The 15,943-nt window shown below is 58.6% G+C and carries 14 protein-coding genes and 1 tRNA gene; 5 read left to right on the forward strand and 10 right to left on the reverse strand.

What is annotated here, in order from left to right:
• Nucleotides 1–9: 9 nt before the first annotated feature.
• A complete protein-coding gene (priA, locus tag OKB77_RS16325) occupies nt 10–2,217 on the reverse strand; it encodes a primosomal protein N' (protein ID WP_150389943.1) in 2,208 nt (735 codons plus the stop codon).
• 147 nt (nt 2,218–2,364) lie between these two features.
• Between priA and rpmE the strand changes: the two genes are divergently transcribed.
• Nucleotides 2,365–2,580, forward strand: a complete 216-nt coding sequence (gene rpmE / locus OKB77_RS16330) for a 50S ribosomal protein L31 (RefSeq protein ID WP_005340673.1) — start codon at nt 2,365–2,367, stop codon at nt 2,578–2,580.
• 110 nt (nt 2,581–2,690) lie between these two features.
• On the opposite strand, the gene OKB77_RS16335 is transcribed toward rpmE, so the two are convergent.
• The gene (locus OKB77_RS16335) at nt 2,691–3,341 is read right to left on the reverse strand and encodes a chromophore lyase CpcT/CpeT (protein WP_021230765.1); all 651 of its coding nucleotides are present in this window, start codon (nt 3,339–3,341) and stop codon (nt 2,691–2,693) included.
• A 122-nt stretch (nt 3,342–3,463) separates the two neighbouring features.
• On the reverse strand, nt 3,464–5,317 hold the full coding sequence (locus tag OKB77_RS16340) for a methyl-accepting chemotaxis protein (protein WP_150389945.1): 1,854 nt from the start codon (nt 5,315–5,317) through the stop codon (nt 3,464–3,466).
• A gap of 146 nt (nt 5,318–5,463) precedes the next feature.
• Here OKB77_RS16340 and rraA point away from each other — a divergent pair, with 146 nt between their 5' ends.
• Nucleotides 5,464–5,949 (forward strand): ribonuclease E activity regulator RraA, encoded by a 486-nt coding sequence (gene rraA / locus OKB77_RS16345; RefSeq protein WP_005340678.1) that lies wholly within the window; start codon nt 5,464–5,466, stop codon nt 5,947–5,949.
• 270 nt (nt 5,950–6,219) lie between these two features.
• Here rraA and OKB77_RS16350 read toward each other — a convergent pair whose 3' ends face one another.
• From OKB77_RS16350 to OKB77_RS16360, 3 genes are all read right to left on the reverse strand, one after another.
• Nucleotides 6,220–6,894 (reverse strand): 7-cyano-7-deazaguanine/7-aminomethyl-7-deazaguanine transporter, encoded by a 675-nt coding sequence (locus tag OKB77_RS16350; RefSeq protein ID WP_005340680.1) that lies wholly within the window; start codon nt 6,892–6,894, stop codon nt 6,220–6,222.
• A 159-nt stretch (nt 6,895–7,053) separates the two neighbouring features.
• Entirely contained in the window at nt 7,054–7,341 is a 288-nt protein-coding gene (locus OKB77_RS16355; RefSeq protein ID WP_005340682.1) for a DUF3630 family protein, read from the reverse strand.
• Between the two features lie 10 nt (nt 7,342–7,351).
• Nucleotides 7,352–8,779, reverse strand: a complete 1,428-nt coding sequence (locus OKB77_RS16360; protein WP_265776199.1) for a protein adenylyltransferase SelO — start codon at nt 8,777–8,779, stop codon at nt 7,352–7,354.
• A gap of 105 nt (nt 8,780–8,884) precedes the next feature.
• Here OKB77_RS16360 and OKB77_RS16365 point away from each other — a divergent pair, with 105 nt between their 5' ends.
• Nucleotides 8,885–9,187, forward strand: a complete 303-nt coding sequence (locus OKB77_RS16365) for a c-type cytochrome (protein WP_005340687.1) — start codon at nt 8,885–8,887, stop codon at nt 9,185–9,187.
• A gap of 67 nt (nt 9,188–9,254) precedes the next feature.
• Here the strand turns inward: OKB77_RS16365 and recQ are convergent, their stop codons facing one another.
• On the reverse strand, nt 9,255–11,090 hold the full coding sequence (gene recQ, locus OKB77_RS16370; RefSeq protein ID WP_265776200.1) for an ATP-dependent DNA helicase RecQ: 1,836 nt from the start codon (nt 11,088–11,090) through the stop codon (nt 9,255–9,257).
• Between the two features lie 133 nt (nt 11,091–11,223).
• On the opposite strand from recQ, the gene OKB77_RS16375 reads away from it, so the two are divergent.
• Both OKB77_RS16375 and OKB77_RS16380 read left to right on the forward strand, forming a co-directional pair.
• The gene (locus OKB77_RS16375; protein ID WP_005355465.1) at nt 11,224–11,688 is read left to right on the forward strand and encodes a thioesterase family protein; all 465 of its coding nucleotides are present in this window, start codon (nt 11,224–11,226) and stop codon (nt 11,686–11,688) included.
• A gap of 124 nt (nt 11,689–11,812) precedes the next feature.
• The gene (locus tag OKB77_RS16380) at nt 11,813–12,340 is read left to right on the forward strand and encodes an AbiTii domain-containing protein (RefSeq protein WP_151287336.1); all 528 of its coding nucleotides are present in this window, start codon (nt 11,813–11,815) and stop codon (nt 12,338–12,340) included.
• 210 nt (nt 12,341–12,550) lie between these two features.
• Here the strand turns inward: OKB77_RS16380 and OKB77_RS16385 are convergent, their stop codons facing one another.
• The 3 genes from OKB77_RS16385 to OKB77_RS16395 all read right to left on the reverse strand — a co-directional run bounded on the left by OKB77_RS16385 (nt 12,551) and on the right by OKB77_RS16395 (nt 15,903).
• The gene (locus OKB77_RS16385; RefSeq protein WP_270817981.1) at nt 12,551–14,704 is read right to left on the reverse strand and encodes a nuclease-related domain-containing protein; all 2,154 of its coding nucleotides are present in this window, start codon (nt 14,702–14,704) and stop codon (nt 12,551–12,553) included.
• A gap of 262 nt (nt 14,705–14,966) precedes the next feature.
• Nucleotides 14,967–15,043: transfer RNA gene (locus OKB77_RS16390), tRNA-Pro, on the reverse strand.
• A gap of 155 nt (nt 15,044–15,198) precedes the next feature.
• Nucleotides 15,199–15,903, reverse strand: a complete 705-nt coding sequence (locus tag OKB77_RS16395) for an MOSC domain-containing protein (protein WP_265776203.1) — start codon at nt 15,901–15,903, stop codon at nt 15,199–15,201.
• Nucleotides 15,904–15,943: the final 40 nt, after the last annotated feature.

Raw genomic sequence — 15,943 nt, forward strand, 5'->3', positions numbered from 1 at the left:
GAATCTGACTCAGTTCAGCTCGGTGGGGTCGATATCGAGGCTCCAGCGTACCCGCTTGGTCTCGGGCCACCCCTCCAGCTCCTTCACCGCCCAATCCAGCAGCTGGGCCAGTGGCGCCCGGTTGGGCCCCTGCACCAGCAACTGCATGCGGAACTTGCCCGCCTTGCGCTCCATAAAGCCGCTGATGGGCCCGAGCACCTGAACGTGGGGATAACGGGCGCTGCGCAGGGTATCGGCGAGGCGGGCGAGGAACAGCTGCACCTCGTCACGGCCGTTGGCCTCGGCCCGAAACAGTCCCTGATAGCTGAACGGCGGCAACCCCAGCAGGCGGCGCTCTTTCAGCGCCGTGTCGGCGAAGTGGCCGTAGCCATTCTGGGTCAGATCCTGCAGCAGGGCGTGCTCCGGATGGTGGCTCTGCAGCACCACCAGCCCGGGTTTGCTGGCGCGACCGGCGCGACCCGCCACCTGGGTGTAGAGCTGGGCAAGCTTCTCGGCGGCGCGAAAATCGGCGCTGAACAGGGCACCATCCACATCCAGCAGACCCACTAGCGTCACGTCCGGGAAGTGGTGGCCCTTGGCCAGCATCTGGGTGCCGATCAGGATCTTGTACTTGCCCGCCTTGATGTCGCCGAGGTGAGTCTCCAGCTCCCCCTTGCGGCGGGTGTTGTCCCGATCGATGCGCACCACCGGATATTGCGGGAACACCGTGGTGAGCAGCTGTTCCAGCTGTTCGGTGCCCACTCCCGACCCGATCAGCTCGTTGCTGCCACACTCGGGGCAGTGGTGGGGCAAGGGGCGCACGCTGTCGCAATGATGGCAGTGCAGCCGTCGTCCGGCCTGATGCCAGGTGTACCAGGCATCACAACGCTCACAAGCGGCGCTCCAGCCACATTGGTGACAGATCAGAGCCGGGGCATAGCCACGGCGGTTGAGAAACAGCATCACCTGATTGCCCGCCGCCAGATGCTCTGCCATCAGCTGCTCCAGCTGGGGGGAAAGCCCGGCCTGCAACCGCACGTTTTTGATATCGAGGATCACCTGACGGGCGGTCTGGGCGTTACCGGCACGCCGAGTCAGGGTGAGATGGTGATACTTACCGGTGCGGGCGTTGTGCAGCGTCTCCAGCGACGGGGTAGCCGAGCCAAGCAAAATGGGGATACCGGCACGATGAGCCCGCATCACCGCCAGATCCCGCGCGTGGTAGCGAAAACCGTCCTGCTGCTTGAAAGAGCCGTCGTGCTCTTCGTCGATGATGATGATGCCGAGGTTGTGAAACGGGGTGAACACCGCCGAGCGGGTGCCGATCAGGATGGCGGCGCCGCCGTCGCGGCAGGCGAGCCAGGCGTCGAGCCGTTCCCGATCGTTCATGGCGGAGTTCATCGCTACCACCGGCACGTTGAAGCGGCGCCGGAAGCGGTTGATGGTCTGCGGGGTGAGACCGATCTCCGGAACCATCACCAGCGCCTGCTTGTCCGCCTTGAGCAGGGGCTCAAGGATGCTTAAATACACCTCGGTTTTGCCGGAGCCGGTAATGCCATCCAGCAGGAAGGCACCGAACTTGTCGCTCTGGCTGGTAACGGCAGAGACAGCCAGCGCCTGCTCGCCATTGAGGCGCAGCCCCTCCCCCGGTTCAAAACGGGCGGCCCAGTCGCCGTCATGGCTTGGCTCCAGCGAGCGCTTCTCCAGCAGCCCCTTCTTCTCCAGCGCGGTGAGAGCGGCGCTCTGGATCTCCTCCTGCTTGAGGGCGGAGGGGGTCTGCGGTCCTTTGCGCAGCAGGGCGAGCGCTTGCTGCTGCTTGGCCGCCCGCTTGAGCTCGTTAAGGTCGATGGCCATGCCCGCCTCGGTGGCAAACCAGAACTCCAGCTCCCGATAGGCGGCTGGCTCCCCCTTGCGCACCAACACCGGCAGGGCATGGGGCAGCACTTCCCCCAGCGGATGCTGGTAGTAGCTGGCGCTCCAGTTCATCAGCGCCAGAATATCCGGCCCCAGCACCGGAGCCGTGTCCAATACCCGTTTGATGGGCTTGAGCTTGTTGCGGGGCACCTGGCTGTCGGCCGGATGATCCACCACCAGCCCGACCAGGGTCTGGGGACCGAAAGGGATCTCGACCCGGCAACCGGGGGCAGGTAACGGCAGGGGAGAGAGATAGTCGAAGTGACGGCGTAACGGTACCGGGACAGCGACACGAACCAGATCCAGCGTTTGGGAAGAATTCACCAGGGGTTGCCTATTTTTTCTGCGAAGCCACTTGCCTGATCTCAGGCATTTCCTATATTATTCGCAGCCTTTGAAACTGTGTTCAACAATCGTGTGGTGTCCGACAAGAGATCGGATGGCGACACGGCCTATTAATTGAGGTTGTCCATGAAAGCTGGTATCCATCCTGACTACGTAGCCATCACCGCCAAGTGCTCTTGCGGTAACGTCATCAACACTTTCTCTACCATCGGTAAAGATCTGAACCTGGACGTGTGCTCCGAGTGCCACCCGTTCTACACCGGCAAGCAGAAAGAAGTTTCTAGCGGCGGCCGCGTAGACAAGTTCAACAAGCGTTTCGGTGCGATGACCACCAAGAAGTAATTTTACTTCTGAAGAATTCTGAAAAAGGCGCCCAATGGGCGCTTTTTTCATTGTCTTTGTCCCGTCCTGAATATGGTTTATCCCTTTCCCTCAGCCAGACGCACTCTCCCCTACTGGCCAAACCCTTTGGAACGACGCAAATAGACATACCCCTCACCCGGGCTACCCCAGCGCGGGCTCCCTGCGTTGTCATAGGCGCGATCCAGCAATCTGACGCTATCGGGGCCAATCCAGATATGCTGCACCAGCGTCGTGGCACCACCAAAATCGGTAGAGCAATGGCCCACCCGGGTATGACCGGCATATTCGCCGGAGGGAGTGCGTGTCAGCCAGATCTCGCATCCGTGACGCAAGGAGAGCTGCTGCGGGGTCAGACTGTCGAGCAGGGCGGGATCATGCCAGGCACCGGCAAAATCGGTGGCTCGGGGCATGGTCAGCTCTGCCATCAGGATCCGCCCGTCAGGGGCAGGTGAGAAGCGATAGATGCGCTGGCGGAAAGGACGGACGGAGCGCATGCTCAGATACTGCTCGGCATAGACCCAGCGATAGCCCTGATAGCCGGGCCAAATCTCCATCAGGCGCAGCTCGGCACTGGTAAAGCGGCTGTCGTAACTGGCCTGCTCCCGGCTCGTAAAGGCCCCGTTGAACCAGCTGAGTAGCGGCTCCATACCGGGCTTGAGTGGGGTAGCCTGAGGCGCCGATCCTGCCAACACCAGACAGGAACAGAGCAGCCCGAATACGGCCACCAGCAACTTTGCCATCGAATCCTTCCGAATCATCATAGTGGCGGCGATTATATGAGCGAATGTCCCCAATAACAGCCATTACGATCAAATCATTGCCACTCTGGTGCAAAAACCTCATAAGGATGCCAGTCCGCTCACTAAACCCGATATTTTGCCACCGCCTTGTTGAGCAGCTGGGCCTGCTCGTTGAGGCCCTCGCTGGATCTCGCATTTTCCTCCGCCATGATGCTCGACTCCTGGGCGATGTCGCGGATGTTGTTGACGTTGCGGTTCACCTCGTTGGCCACCAGACTCTGCTGTTCGATGGCTGCCGCAATCTGGGTGCTCATATCCATGATGTGGGTAACATCCTGAGTGATCTGCCCCAGCAACTCCCCTGCGGTACTGGCCTGATCCGAGCTGCGGTTGCCCTGCTCGCGGCAGGTTGCCATCACCTCGACGATGCTGCCGGTCTGTTTCTGCAGCGAGCTGATGATGCCGGCAATCTCCTGGGTCGATTTCTGGGTACGGATGGCCAGATTACGCACCTCATCGGCCACCACCGCAAAGCCGCGCCCCTGATCCCCTGCCCTGGCTGCTTCGATGGCTGCGTTGAGGGCCAGCAGGTTGGTCTGCTCGGCAATGCCACGGATCACGTCAAGCACGGAGCCGATGGTCTCGCTCTCTTTTTGCAGCTGGCTCACCTCGCGGGATGAGCTCTCCAGATTGCCCGCGAGCGAGCGGATCTGCTCGACAGTATTCTCGACCGCAGCCCGCCCCTCCATCGCCTTGTTGTTGGTCGCCTGCGCATTGTTGGCCGCCTGCTCGGTGTTGCGGGCGATCTCTTCGATGGTGGAGCCCATCTCGGTGGACGCGGTCGCCACCATGTCGGTCTCTTGCAGCTGGCGCGCCGCCCCTTCACTGGTGCGCTTGACGTTGGCCGAGAGGTGATCCGCCGCTTCGGTAAGGGTGTGCACGCTCTGCTTCACATCGCCAATCAGGTTGCGAAACCCGCCCAGCATCACGTCAAGATTGCCTGCCAGCTGGGCCATTTCATCTGCCCCGCGCAACTCTATCTTCAGACGCAGGTCATTATCCTGACGAATGCGGTTGACGGTGTCATTCACCTGAGTAATGGGACGGTCGATACTGCGCCCCAGCAACACGCTCATGATGCCGATCAGCACCACAATCACCCCGCCACAGACCAGCATCAGGCTGTTGAGGCGAGCGCTCTGCCGCTCAAGCTCAGCGATAATGTGCTGATCGACGGCGGCAAACCCCTGTTCGGTCTGATGCACCAGATCCCGCATCTGGTTACGCAGCCCTTCATCCTCTTTCAGCCCCAGTACCTGCATCCCCTGCACCAGCGCCACAAAGTCCTGCCGGTACTGCTTGCTGGCCTGCTCCAGCTTGCCACGATCCCCCTCCGGCAAGGTGGCAAGGCTATCCTGAAAACTCTTGTGCAAGGTCTCGAAACGCTCCAGATACTGGATATCGGAGCGCAGCATGAAGTCCTTCTCCGCCCGCCTCAGTTGTAGCATGGTGATGAGCAGCCCCTGCTGATCCAGCTGCTTGAGCCCATTCTCCACCTCATGTACCGCCGCCCTCAACTTGCCATAGAGCCCCTCCTCCGGCCCCAGACCAATCTTCTGCTGCTGGGCCACCAGATCGTTGAAGGCTTTGCCATAACCGCTGATCTGCTGATCCAGTCTGGTCAGCTCCCCCTCAACGGCCGCCAGATTGTCATCGGTCACCAGCTCCCGGTTGTGCTGGTGAAAGTCAGACAGCCCCTGATTGAAGCGCTCGACGAAGGTCATATCCTTGCGGATCAGAAAATCCTTCTCGGCCCGCCGCAAGTTGAGCATGGCGATCTCCAGCTGGTCGATATTACGCTGGGCTTCGGTCAGATGACGGTGCACCTGGCTGGAGTAGATAAACAGGCCGCTCAGTACCAGCATGGCAACGGCAACCAGCACGGTATTCAGGATCAACTTATGACGGATAAGCACGATGGACCTCTCGCAAACTGGCAGTGAACTGCATTGAGCTTATGCAGAAAAGCGGCGACAGGTGATCTGTGCAAGGAATATTCATTGAAATGCCACACCCACTCCTTATACTGGTTGCACCTGTTTCCAGCCGTGGATTTGACACTATGGAATACAATACTTCTGAACTGTGCGACATCTATCAGGACATGGTGGATGTGCTTGAACCCATGCTCTGCTCCTTCGGCGGCCGCGCCTCTTTCGGCGGCGTCATCACCACCGTCAAATGCTTCGAATCGAATGGTCTTATCCGTGAACTCGTCAAAGAGAACGGACTGGGACGCGTCTTGCTGATCGATGGCGGTGGCTCCATGCGCCGCGCTCTGATCGACAGCGACATCGCCACCACAGCAGCAGAGAACGATTGGGAAGGGATTGTCTGCTACGGCTGCGTCCGCGAAGTCGATATTCTGGAAGATCTGGATATCGGCATTCAGGCACTGGCAGCCATTCCGGTCGGTGCCGACAGCAAGGATGTAGGGGAGACCGATCTGCCGGTCAACTTCGGTGGCGTGACCTTCCTGCCTGACGACCACCTCTACGCCGATACCACAGGGGTGATCCTCTCCCCCGAGGCACTCGATATCGAGTAAACTACAAACAGCGTGACGACGGGAGCCTTGGCTCCCGTTTTTTATGCCTGCAACTTGCTGAAAAATGACAAAAAAAGAGGGCCAGATAAACTGGCCCTTAACTGGAAGCAATGTGAGCAATGTCGTGCCTTCACAAGAAGTCCATCACGTTGGAACGAATGAAGTCTTTCCCGGAAAACAAGTTAACAATAATCATTCTCATTTAACTAGGCAAGCGCTATTTGCAGAAAGTGCAAAAAAATTGACCACCGCGAAGGGTGGTCAATCTGGTCAGGCTTGCCGGGTGGCCGTTTGCAGGCTGGATAATCCGGCCTCGCCCACCAGCTTGCGGCTGAGGTAGCGCAGCAAGACACCGTAGAGCGGCACGAACAAACCAAGGCTTATCAGCAACTTGAATACGTAATCGACGGTTGCGATCTCGACCCAGTGCTCTGCCATGAAAGGATCTGTGGTGCGCCAGAAGGCCACACTGAAGAAAGCGATGGTATCGACCAGATTACCGAACAGGGTGGAGGCAGCAGGTGCAATCCACCACTGCTTGAGCAGACGCAGCCGGTTGAACACCACCACATCCATGAACTGCCCTACCAGATAGGCCATAAAGCTGGCCAGCGCGATACGCGCCACGAACAGGTTGAATTCGGCCAGATGACCAACGCCTTGGAAACTCCCTTCGAAGAAGAGCACAGAGAGCGCATAGGAAACCGCCAGTGCTGGCAGCATCACGGTCTGGATAATCTTGCGTGCCAGACCGGCACCGAAGATCCGCACTGTCAGGTCGGTCGCCAGGAAGATAAACGGGAAGCTGAACGCACCCCAGGTGGTATGGAAGCCAAACACGGTGATCGGCAGCTGCACCAGATAGTTGCTGCTGGCAATGATCAGAATGTGGAACAACGACAGGCGAACTAGCGCCGTTTGGTACTGCGCAGGGGTCAGATTCATCTTGTGACCTTTTTGGTTAATGGGGTTAGGGAACCCATATCGCCACCATTGGCGATAATCGAGGGGCGAGATTATACGCCCCCAAACCGATAGTTCAATCTTTATGCGATTGGGCTCATCCAGGTTGGCCTGCGGCAGAGCAGGCCTTGCAGGCGATAGTCACACCTTGTGCTGTCTGGCGAGCCAGAGCAGCGCCTCCCGATCCGCCGGGCGCACAGCCTCCAGCCAGCAGCCGCTGTAGTGTTCGTACTCCAGCCGAAACTGGCTCCCTTCAAACTCCAGCAACCAGCTATGGCGATCGGCCCCCGCATCCTGCTCGAGCGGCTGCAGCTCCCACTCTCGCAGCAAGACCTGCGCCAACAGCGGAAACGTGTCCCAGTCGAGTGCCGGACAATCCAGCGTCACTACGCCAGCTTCGCTATCTACCTGTTTGATTTGCCAACTCATTCCCTGTCTCTCAGCTACTGCAGGAGAGCTCACCACCGCAATACCATGCCGGAGTCGGGGTGGCGAGATCCTCATATTCGGGTTGTTCATCATAGGGGTGCTGCAAGGCGGCGAACAGCCGCTCGAACGGCCGCATATCCCCTGCGTCGGCGGCGTCGATCACCTGCTGGGCCAGCGCATTGCGCAGCACATACTTGGGGTTGATGGCATCCATCTGCGCCTTACGCACGGCATCCTCGCTGCCTTCGCGCATTAGCCGCGCCCGATAGCGCTCCAGCCACGCCTGCCAAACACCAGGTTCAGACAACAGGGCCAGTAGAGATGCGGGCCACGTCCCCTCTTGCGTTACCTCACCGAGACGGCGAAGGAACAGGTGGTAATCCACCTTGTGGGCCGCCAGCAACCGGAACAGATCGCGGAACAACGCAGGGTCATCCTCCTCCCACACCGCCAGCCCGAGTTTGGCCCGCATCAGTTCGGAGTAGTGCAGCATCAGCTGCTGCTCGTACTGGGCCAACGCTGCAGCCAGCGCATCACCGTCTACATGGCCAGCCAGCGCCTGCGCCAGTTTTTGCAGATTCCAGTAACCGACCGCGGGCTGCTGATCCAGCGCGTAGCGGCCCGCAGGGTCCGAGTGGTTGCAGACAAAATCGGGCACGTAGGCATCGATAAAGCCGTAGGGGCCGTAATCCAGCGTCAGGCCGAGCAGCGACATGTTGTCGGTATTCATCACCCCGTGACAGAAGCCCGCCGCCTGCCATTTGGCAATCAAGCGAGCGGTGCGGCGCACCACTTCGGCAAACAGTTCGGCGCCACTCTCCAGCTCGGGGAAGTGGTAGCGCAGCAGATAGTCGATGAGTGGCGGGATCTTCTCCCCCTGCCCGCTCCAGGCGAAATACTCGACATGGCCGAAGCGCAGATGGCTGGGGGTGGTGCGCAGCACGGTCGCTCCCGTCTCCACCTGCTCGCGATAAACGGGCTCCTGACTCCCCACCAATACCAGCGCCCGGGTGGTCGGGATGCCGAGGGCATGGAGCGCTTCGGAGGCGAGATATTCGCGGATGCTGGAGCGCAGCACGGCGCGACCGTCACCAAAACGGGAAAACGGCGTCTTTCCTGCCCCCTTCAGGTGCAGATCCCAGCGCTGACCATCCGGCGCCTGCTGCTCACCTAGCAACAACGCGCGGCCATCCCCAAGCCGGGGGCTATAACCCCCAAACTGATGGCCCGCATAGACCTGAGCTACCGGCTGCATACCGGGCAGCACTTTTCCCTCACCACAACAGGCGATCCAGTCAGCCTCGCTGACGCCTCCCAGCCCCAACTCATCCAGCAAAGTCCGGTTGAGATGAAGCAACCGGGGCTGCTGCAGCGGCTGGGGGGCCACGGGTTCACAGGCCCAGGGCAACTCGGTCGCAAAAGTGTTGATCAACTTCATGGTTGTGCCATTCGTCCCTGCGTATGCTCGTGTCACTCTTTATACTGCCGTCAGCCATGCTTGCGCTAACTGGCGACCATCATTTTTCAATTCAAGGAGAAGAAGATGCAAAAATGGGTATATGCCCTGCCCTTGCTGGCACTGGCGTGGGGTCATCAGGCCAAGGCTGCCGATATTGAAGCCGGCAAAGCCAAGGCGGCGGTCTGTGCCGCCTGTCACGGCGTGGAAGGCAAGGCGATGATCCCCAACTATCCCCATCTGGCGGGTCAGAATGCCGCCTATCTGGTGAAACAGTTGAAAGCCTTCAAAGATGGCACCCGCAAAGAGCCCTTGATGGACCCCTTCATGGCGCCGCTGACCGATGCGGATATCGACAATCTGGCCGCCTTCTACGCCAGCCTGAAATAACCTCGCGTCTGACCCTAGGTTCTTCCGAGCCGCGCTTACCGTGGTCGATTAGGCTGCCTAATCGACCCTAGCGACGGCAGTAGTCGATGATCAGATCCATAAAGGCTTCGCCGAAGCGCTCCAGCTTGCGGTGCCCGACACCGTTGATAGCCAGCATCTCGTCTTCGGTCATCGGCATCAGCTGAGCCATCTCAACCAGGGTCGCATCGTTGAACACCACGTAGGGCGGCACCTCTTCGTCCTCGGCAATCTGCTTGCGCAGGCCGCGCAACTCCTTGAACAACCGCTTGTCGTAGTTGGCGTTATCGAGCAGACCGTTGCGCTTCTCCTTGTGGCTGGAGATGGGCTGCAGGCGGGGTACCGCCAGTTCCAGCTTCACCTCGCCACGCAGTACCGGACGGGCCGCTTCGGTCAGCTGCAGCACCAGATTGCGAGTAATGTTCTGGGTCAGCAGCCCCTTGTGGATCAGCTGGCGGATCACGCTCATCCAGTATTCATGGCTCTGCTCCTTGCCGATACCGTAGGTCGAGAGCTTGTCGTGGCCGTGCTCCTTGATGCGCTGGTTGAGCGAGCCGCGCAGCACCTCCACCACATAACCCACCCCGAAATTCTGCCCCACCCGCCAGACGCAGGAGAGCGCCTTCTGGGCATCTTCAGTGCCGTCATAGCTCTTCGGCGGATCGAGACAGATATCGCAGTTGCCGCACGGCTTGTCGTTGTACTCGCCGAAGTAGTTGAGCAGCACCTGACGGCGGCAGGTCTGCGCTTCGGCAAAGGCGGCCATCACGTTGAGCTTGTACTGCTCCACCTGCAACTGCTGCGGGTTCTCGATGTTGTCGAGCAGACGGCGCACACGACCGATATCGGCAGGATCGTAGAGCAGCAGCGCCTCGGCGGGCGTGCCATCGCGACCGGCGCGACCGGTCTCCTGATAGTAGGATTCGATGTTCTTCGGGATGTCGTAGTGCACCACGAAGCGCACATTGGGCTTGTCGATGCCCATACCGAACGCCACCGTCGCCACCACTATCTCGATGTCATCCTTGAGGAAGGCATCCTGGGTCTGCTGGCGCTGCTCGAGCGGCAGCCCCGCATGATAGGGAGCGGCCTTGCAGCCGTGGCGGGATAGCCGCTCGGCCACCTCCTCCACCCGGTTGCGGCTGGAGCAGTAGACGATGCCGCAGTTGCCCTTCTGGCTCTGCACGTAACGCAGCAACTGCTCGGCCGCCTTGAACTTCTCCACCAGGCTGTAACGGATATTGGGGCGATCGAAGCTGGCGGTGTGGATAAAGGGATCGTTCAGCTCGAGGCGGTGCAGCATGTCGCTGCGGGTCGCCTCGTCGGCGGTGGCAGTAAGCGCTACCACCGGCACCTGCGGGAACCACTGCTTGAGTCGCCCCAGCGCCGCATACTCAGGCCGGAAATCGTGGCCCCACTGGGAGACACAGTGCGCCTCGTCGATGGCGAACAGCCCGAGCGGCAGCTCGGCCAGCCGATCCATAAACTCGTGCTGCAGCAAGCGCTCGGGGGAGACATAGACCAACTTGATCTCGCCGCGGCGCATGGCGGCGAAGTTCTGGATCATCTCCTCCCGACTGAGGGCCGAGTTGATGTAGACCGCCGCCACACCGTTGGCACGCAGGCTGTCGACCTGATCCTTCATCAGCGAAATTAGGGGAGAGACCACCACACCGAGCCCGGGCCGCAGCAGTGCCGGGATCTGGTAGCAGAGCGACTTGCCGCCACCGGTGGGCTTGAGCACCAACGCATCGCGCCCCGCGACGATCTGCTCGATGATCTCGAGCTGACCCGGCCGAAACTGCTGATAGCCGAAGACCGCCTGCAGCAGGGCAAGCGGACTCTCTGGCTGAGGATCTGGCAGGGTTTCGGCAATCGCGGTCATGGGCTCTCCTTTGGGGTCGCCATTCTAAAGCAGCCGCCGCCCACAATAAACCTGCCATTGCGACTGTTAAGGAACTGTTGCAGACTGGCTGGAGTTTTTACTCGGCTTTGATGACAAGGATTGGGATCAGAGAATGAAACAGATGCTCAAGAAGATGGCGCTCAGTGGCATTGCCAACCTGTTTGCCGAGAAGATGCCCTTCAACAAACTGATCGGCATGCAGGTGACCCACTACGACTTCGACAAGGTGGAGCTGCGTATCAAGATGGACGAGAAGCTGATCGGCAACCCTTTCCACAACATCCTGCACGGCGGCGTCACCGCCACGCTGCTCGATGTAGCGGGCGGCATGATCGTCGCCGCATCCTGCATCGACGAGCTGGAGGAGTTCTCCCCCAGTTATCTCAAGGAGCGCTTCGCCCGCCTCGGCACCATAGACCTGCGGGTGGATTACCTACGTCCGGGGCGCGGCAACGAGTTTATCGCCACCGCCCACATCATCCGGGCTGGCAGCAAGGTCGCCGTCGCCCGGATGGAGCTGCACAACGAAGAGGGCACCCACATCGCCTTCGGCACTGGTACCTATCTGGTGGGTTGAACCAAGTTAGTGCATAAAAACCACGCGGCTAATCCACTTTTAATCATTAGATTCCTTACCCCCTCTGGCCGAACAAGGTCCATACTGATAGTCGGGATTGTGTGCAGAGGGAGGATTGCAGGCGATGAGTGCGAAACTGGCCACCAAACCATCCAGAGCCTTGTTGACACAGCTCGAGTCCATGCTCGACGAGGTGCAGACACCCGAGTGTCGCCACTGGTTGGAACAGGAGCTTGAGGGGTATTCTCTCTCCTCACCCCTGCCTTGGTATCGCATCGTACCCTGTCGGCAACGCGGTCACTTTCTGGATCTGAAGACGGGAAAATATTTGACCTGTCATATCAACAGTCAAACGCTATGCCAACGCGATCTGGCCCAAATTCAGTTCATTTATGCCCGTGAACCCGCCGCCCACTATTTGCTGCAACGCAATTCCGGTATTGAACCCTGGCCAGAACAGCTGCTGGAAGATTATCAGGAGCAGTTGATCCCCGGCCATCTATGCCTGCAAGCCTGGCATGAGCCCGTGATTTCATTACGTGCACAACTGATGGAGGGAATAGAACATTTCATTAGTGAGTACCCCAAGCACGCGGCCTTGCTGCCTCAACACAGTTTCAAGGCTTTGCGGCATCAGCACTGGCATATCTGAGTAAGCGCCTGGCGCGCAAGGAGGGCACCATAGACAAGACCCATAGCGAGATTGCCACAATCTAGAGTGCCGGAGTCAGGATCAGACTCCACCGATGGGCCACCGAGCGGTGGCCCTTTTAATGCACACGGCTACTGCTTTATTGCCAAGCAGATAGCCAAAATGTGGCGCCCCACACCTCATGAATTCCGCAAACCTACTTGTCACGTTCTACAGCACATCACTCCAGACCCCATCGGACTCGATCAACCTAACAAGAGCTTGCGCACTGAATCCGTCGGCATACAGAGTCTCTACCTCATTCCCAGCCTCAGCCTCATCCATCTCTTCAAACTCCCGCAGATAATGCGGTTCATCGCGCAAAGCGATCTCCATGATCTCGCGGGAGACGACGTGGAACCCATCGACAACCTCACCATCAAATTCAATCGACGTATCCACAACCCAGGCATGCCGGGCTGGCAGAGGATTAACATCACTCAGCAATAGAGCTGAACGCAACCCTTGGTCATTTTGCAGTGCTTGAAGCACAACCGGTTGCTTGCGCTTTAACTGCCTCGCCGCCTTGCGCAGGGTATTGGTTCGATGCAGCCAGACTTCATGGCGAGTTGAACGAATGAAGCCAGACTTGACCTCCAGCAGCAACGCAACCCCATCCAAGTGACAGATCAGGTCCACTTCGCCAGCATCGCGCTCATCACTCAGTGGCGGTTGGTAGCCCACCACGACGTGGAATCCCCTCTGCCTTAGCGCTTCGGCAAGGGTATGTTCAATACGCTCCGTTTCGCTGCGCAAAGCTGGCCTGCGTTGTTCAACACGACGCAGGTTATTCACCGCAGCGGTCAGATTGTTCTGTTGACCGGCAACCCAGGGGAACTGAAAACTGTAGCGGCCAATCTTGTAGAACGGCCGCTCGTACAGTCGTGGTGACGGTATGCTTGGCGCTTGCCTTATCTGCGCGGATAGAGCCTGCAGATCACTGGTCCAGAACTTCAGGATGGCTTCGGCCGCCTCGGGGTCGCCCTTGGGATGCTCAGGGCTGACGGTCCAACCACAAATACGACGGATCTTATCTTTCGGTTCCGACCAGGTGATGGGAAAGCGGTTCTCACCATGCACAAGTCCTTCAAAAGCCAATTGACCCAGAGCCTTCACTGCTACACCTGAGTCATCCATATAGCGCAGAAAAGGCTGGAGAAATGCCTGCTCGAAGAACACGGTTGTCAGCTCACTGGCTAATATCGCGTGGTGCAGGGCTACCTCAGCTCCATCGTTCAGTCTGACCCGCTCACCCAACCCGAAAATGGTCTGCAGGTAGAGCTGACTGCGAATGGCTTTTATGTAAGCAAGCTGATTCGCTTCGTGGTTTTCCGGCCTCCCTATGATTGCGCCAGCCATATCGGACGCTGCGAATTGCTCAATCGCGCGGTACATCCAGTAGTGCCAAAGCAACCTGCTTTTTCTCTCAGTACGCTGCCAGCGCTGTGAGCCCAAATCAGTTTTATTGAAGATGACCGGTTGTCCCGGCTTGAGCTGGTAACCGCAATCGCTGTCAAAACAGAACCAATTGATGGAATTCTCGTAATCGATTCGCTCGCGCATAGCGGCAATAAGCAGGGCAACCGATTCGAGGTAGGCAACACACTCTCGCCCCACACCTGACTGTGGAAAAAGGAGTGGCGACAAATGACGCTTGAGAGATCGGCCGAGAACCTCCTCTGTCAGTTGAAAATCACGCTCGGAACAATTCAACAGTTTGCGCGCGATAATCCGATCATAGACATCCCAATCTTCCGCCCTGCTGTCTCTATCCTTAGCGGCACCAAGTTGCCCATAAGCTGTCACGCTCAAATAGGAAAGTAGCTCTAATAGCGTAAGCGACTTCAGGTGGGACTCAGCCCGTGCGATGGCTTTATCGAATGGTTCGAGTTGCTCAAGCAAGCGATCACAGACGCCGAAAAATACGCACCAATCCTTGCTGACGAGATTGTCCCGAAGATGCTGCCAGAGCGGTGAATCGCTGCGTGTAAACAGCTTCGAGTAACGAATCGCCCAACGCAATACATCTGGATGACGAGCGGACAGATGATCCAGCAGCGCAGTGCTAATAGCATCCTCAAAATGCAAAATACGTCCCAGTGCCAAGCTTGCCAGTTGAGCACTTTCAAGATTGACTGGCTCCCACCAAAAGGATGCGGCAGCCAGTCCGGCAGCACGATTGCGAGTTGTGTATTTGCCGCTCGGACGTTGATCCAGAAAGTCGTGAAGGCACTCATCAAGTGCGGCGAATGGGGCAAGCTGCTGTGCATATCCAGCAAAACGAGTCTGGTAAAACTCCTGGCATTGCCGTTCCTGGCCTTGCATATCTGGTCATCCTTTTCCTGCCGTCGAACCTTGATATTCAAAGAGATTGAAATCAGCCGCTCATTTGAGGCCCGCAACGAGTCGGACAATCTGTATGGAAGGAAATAGTTAACACGTTTCCAAGAAGGGGGAAACAACGGATGAGGAGTCAATAGGTATCGATTGCAGATGTGGTAAACAGGACAGAAAATCAAAATGCCCCACAGAACTGGAGGGCCGGAAATGCACAAGGGCCTAGCCGAAGCTAAGCCCTTATTGAATTTGGTCGGTGTGAGAGGATTCGAACCTCCGACCCCTTCGTCCCGAACGAAGTGCGCTACCAAGCTGCGCTACACACCGATGTCTGCGGGACGGGAATTTACCGAAAGCCCAGACCCGACACAAGCCTTTTTTGCATTTGGCAGGAAAAAAAGTGCCGTTCGCTCAACTATTCAGCACTCTTTTCACCCGTTTACCGGACTGCAGCCAGCTGGTGACATTCCGGTAACCGGCCGTCAGGCCAGGCGCAGGGAGGCTGGCCCCAGCAGACGGCGCTGCCAGTCAGCCACAGTGCCATGCTCCAGCCAGTCGGCTGCATGCTGGCGCCAGTTGGGTGAGAGGGCCGGATTCTCCAGCAACATCAGCAGATCCGCTTCATTGCGCACCTGATTGAACAGGATATCCGCCGTGCGCTTCACCGTCAGTTCGGGATAGGGTCTGTCTACCAGCTCCATGGCCCTGTCAGGCGCGATCATGCCCTCCTCCAGCACCCGCAGCAGCCAGCCACAACGGCCACTCAGCTGCATCACCTGCGACATCTGGCCATAGCCAAAGCGCTGGTTGAGCTTGAAGCAGGGGGATCTTGGCTGACTTATCTGGATCAGCGCCTCGCCGAGTCGATAGACATCGCCAATGCAGGCTTGCACCTCGGTCAGCCCGATACCGGAGAGGTTCTCGCCAAAGGCGGCAGGTTGCCAGGGTGTGCGTGGCGCAGGCAAGCCCAGTGCGGTTTGCCAGGTCTGCCACCAGAGATAGTGATCGGCAGGATAGTAGTGGAGCGCCCGATCCGGGCCACCGTGGTGGCGCAGGTCACACTGCTCATCCCCTTCCAGACCGGCAAAGGTACAGCGAACTGGTGCAGAGATCGGTTGCTTGTGAATGGCGCTGGTGAGGCCGGGCACCAGCTCGGTGCCACGACCGCTAAAAAGGGAGATCCGCATACTCATCCTCCAGGTTGACGAGAGTAGGCGGATCTTATCA

Source organism: Aeromonas sp. Y318-3 (assembly GCF_027706185.1).
In the GTDB taxonomy this organism is placed as follows: Bacteria; Pseudomonadota; Gammaproteobacteria; order Enterobacterales; family Aeromonadaceae; genus Aeromonas; species Aeromonas veronii.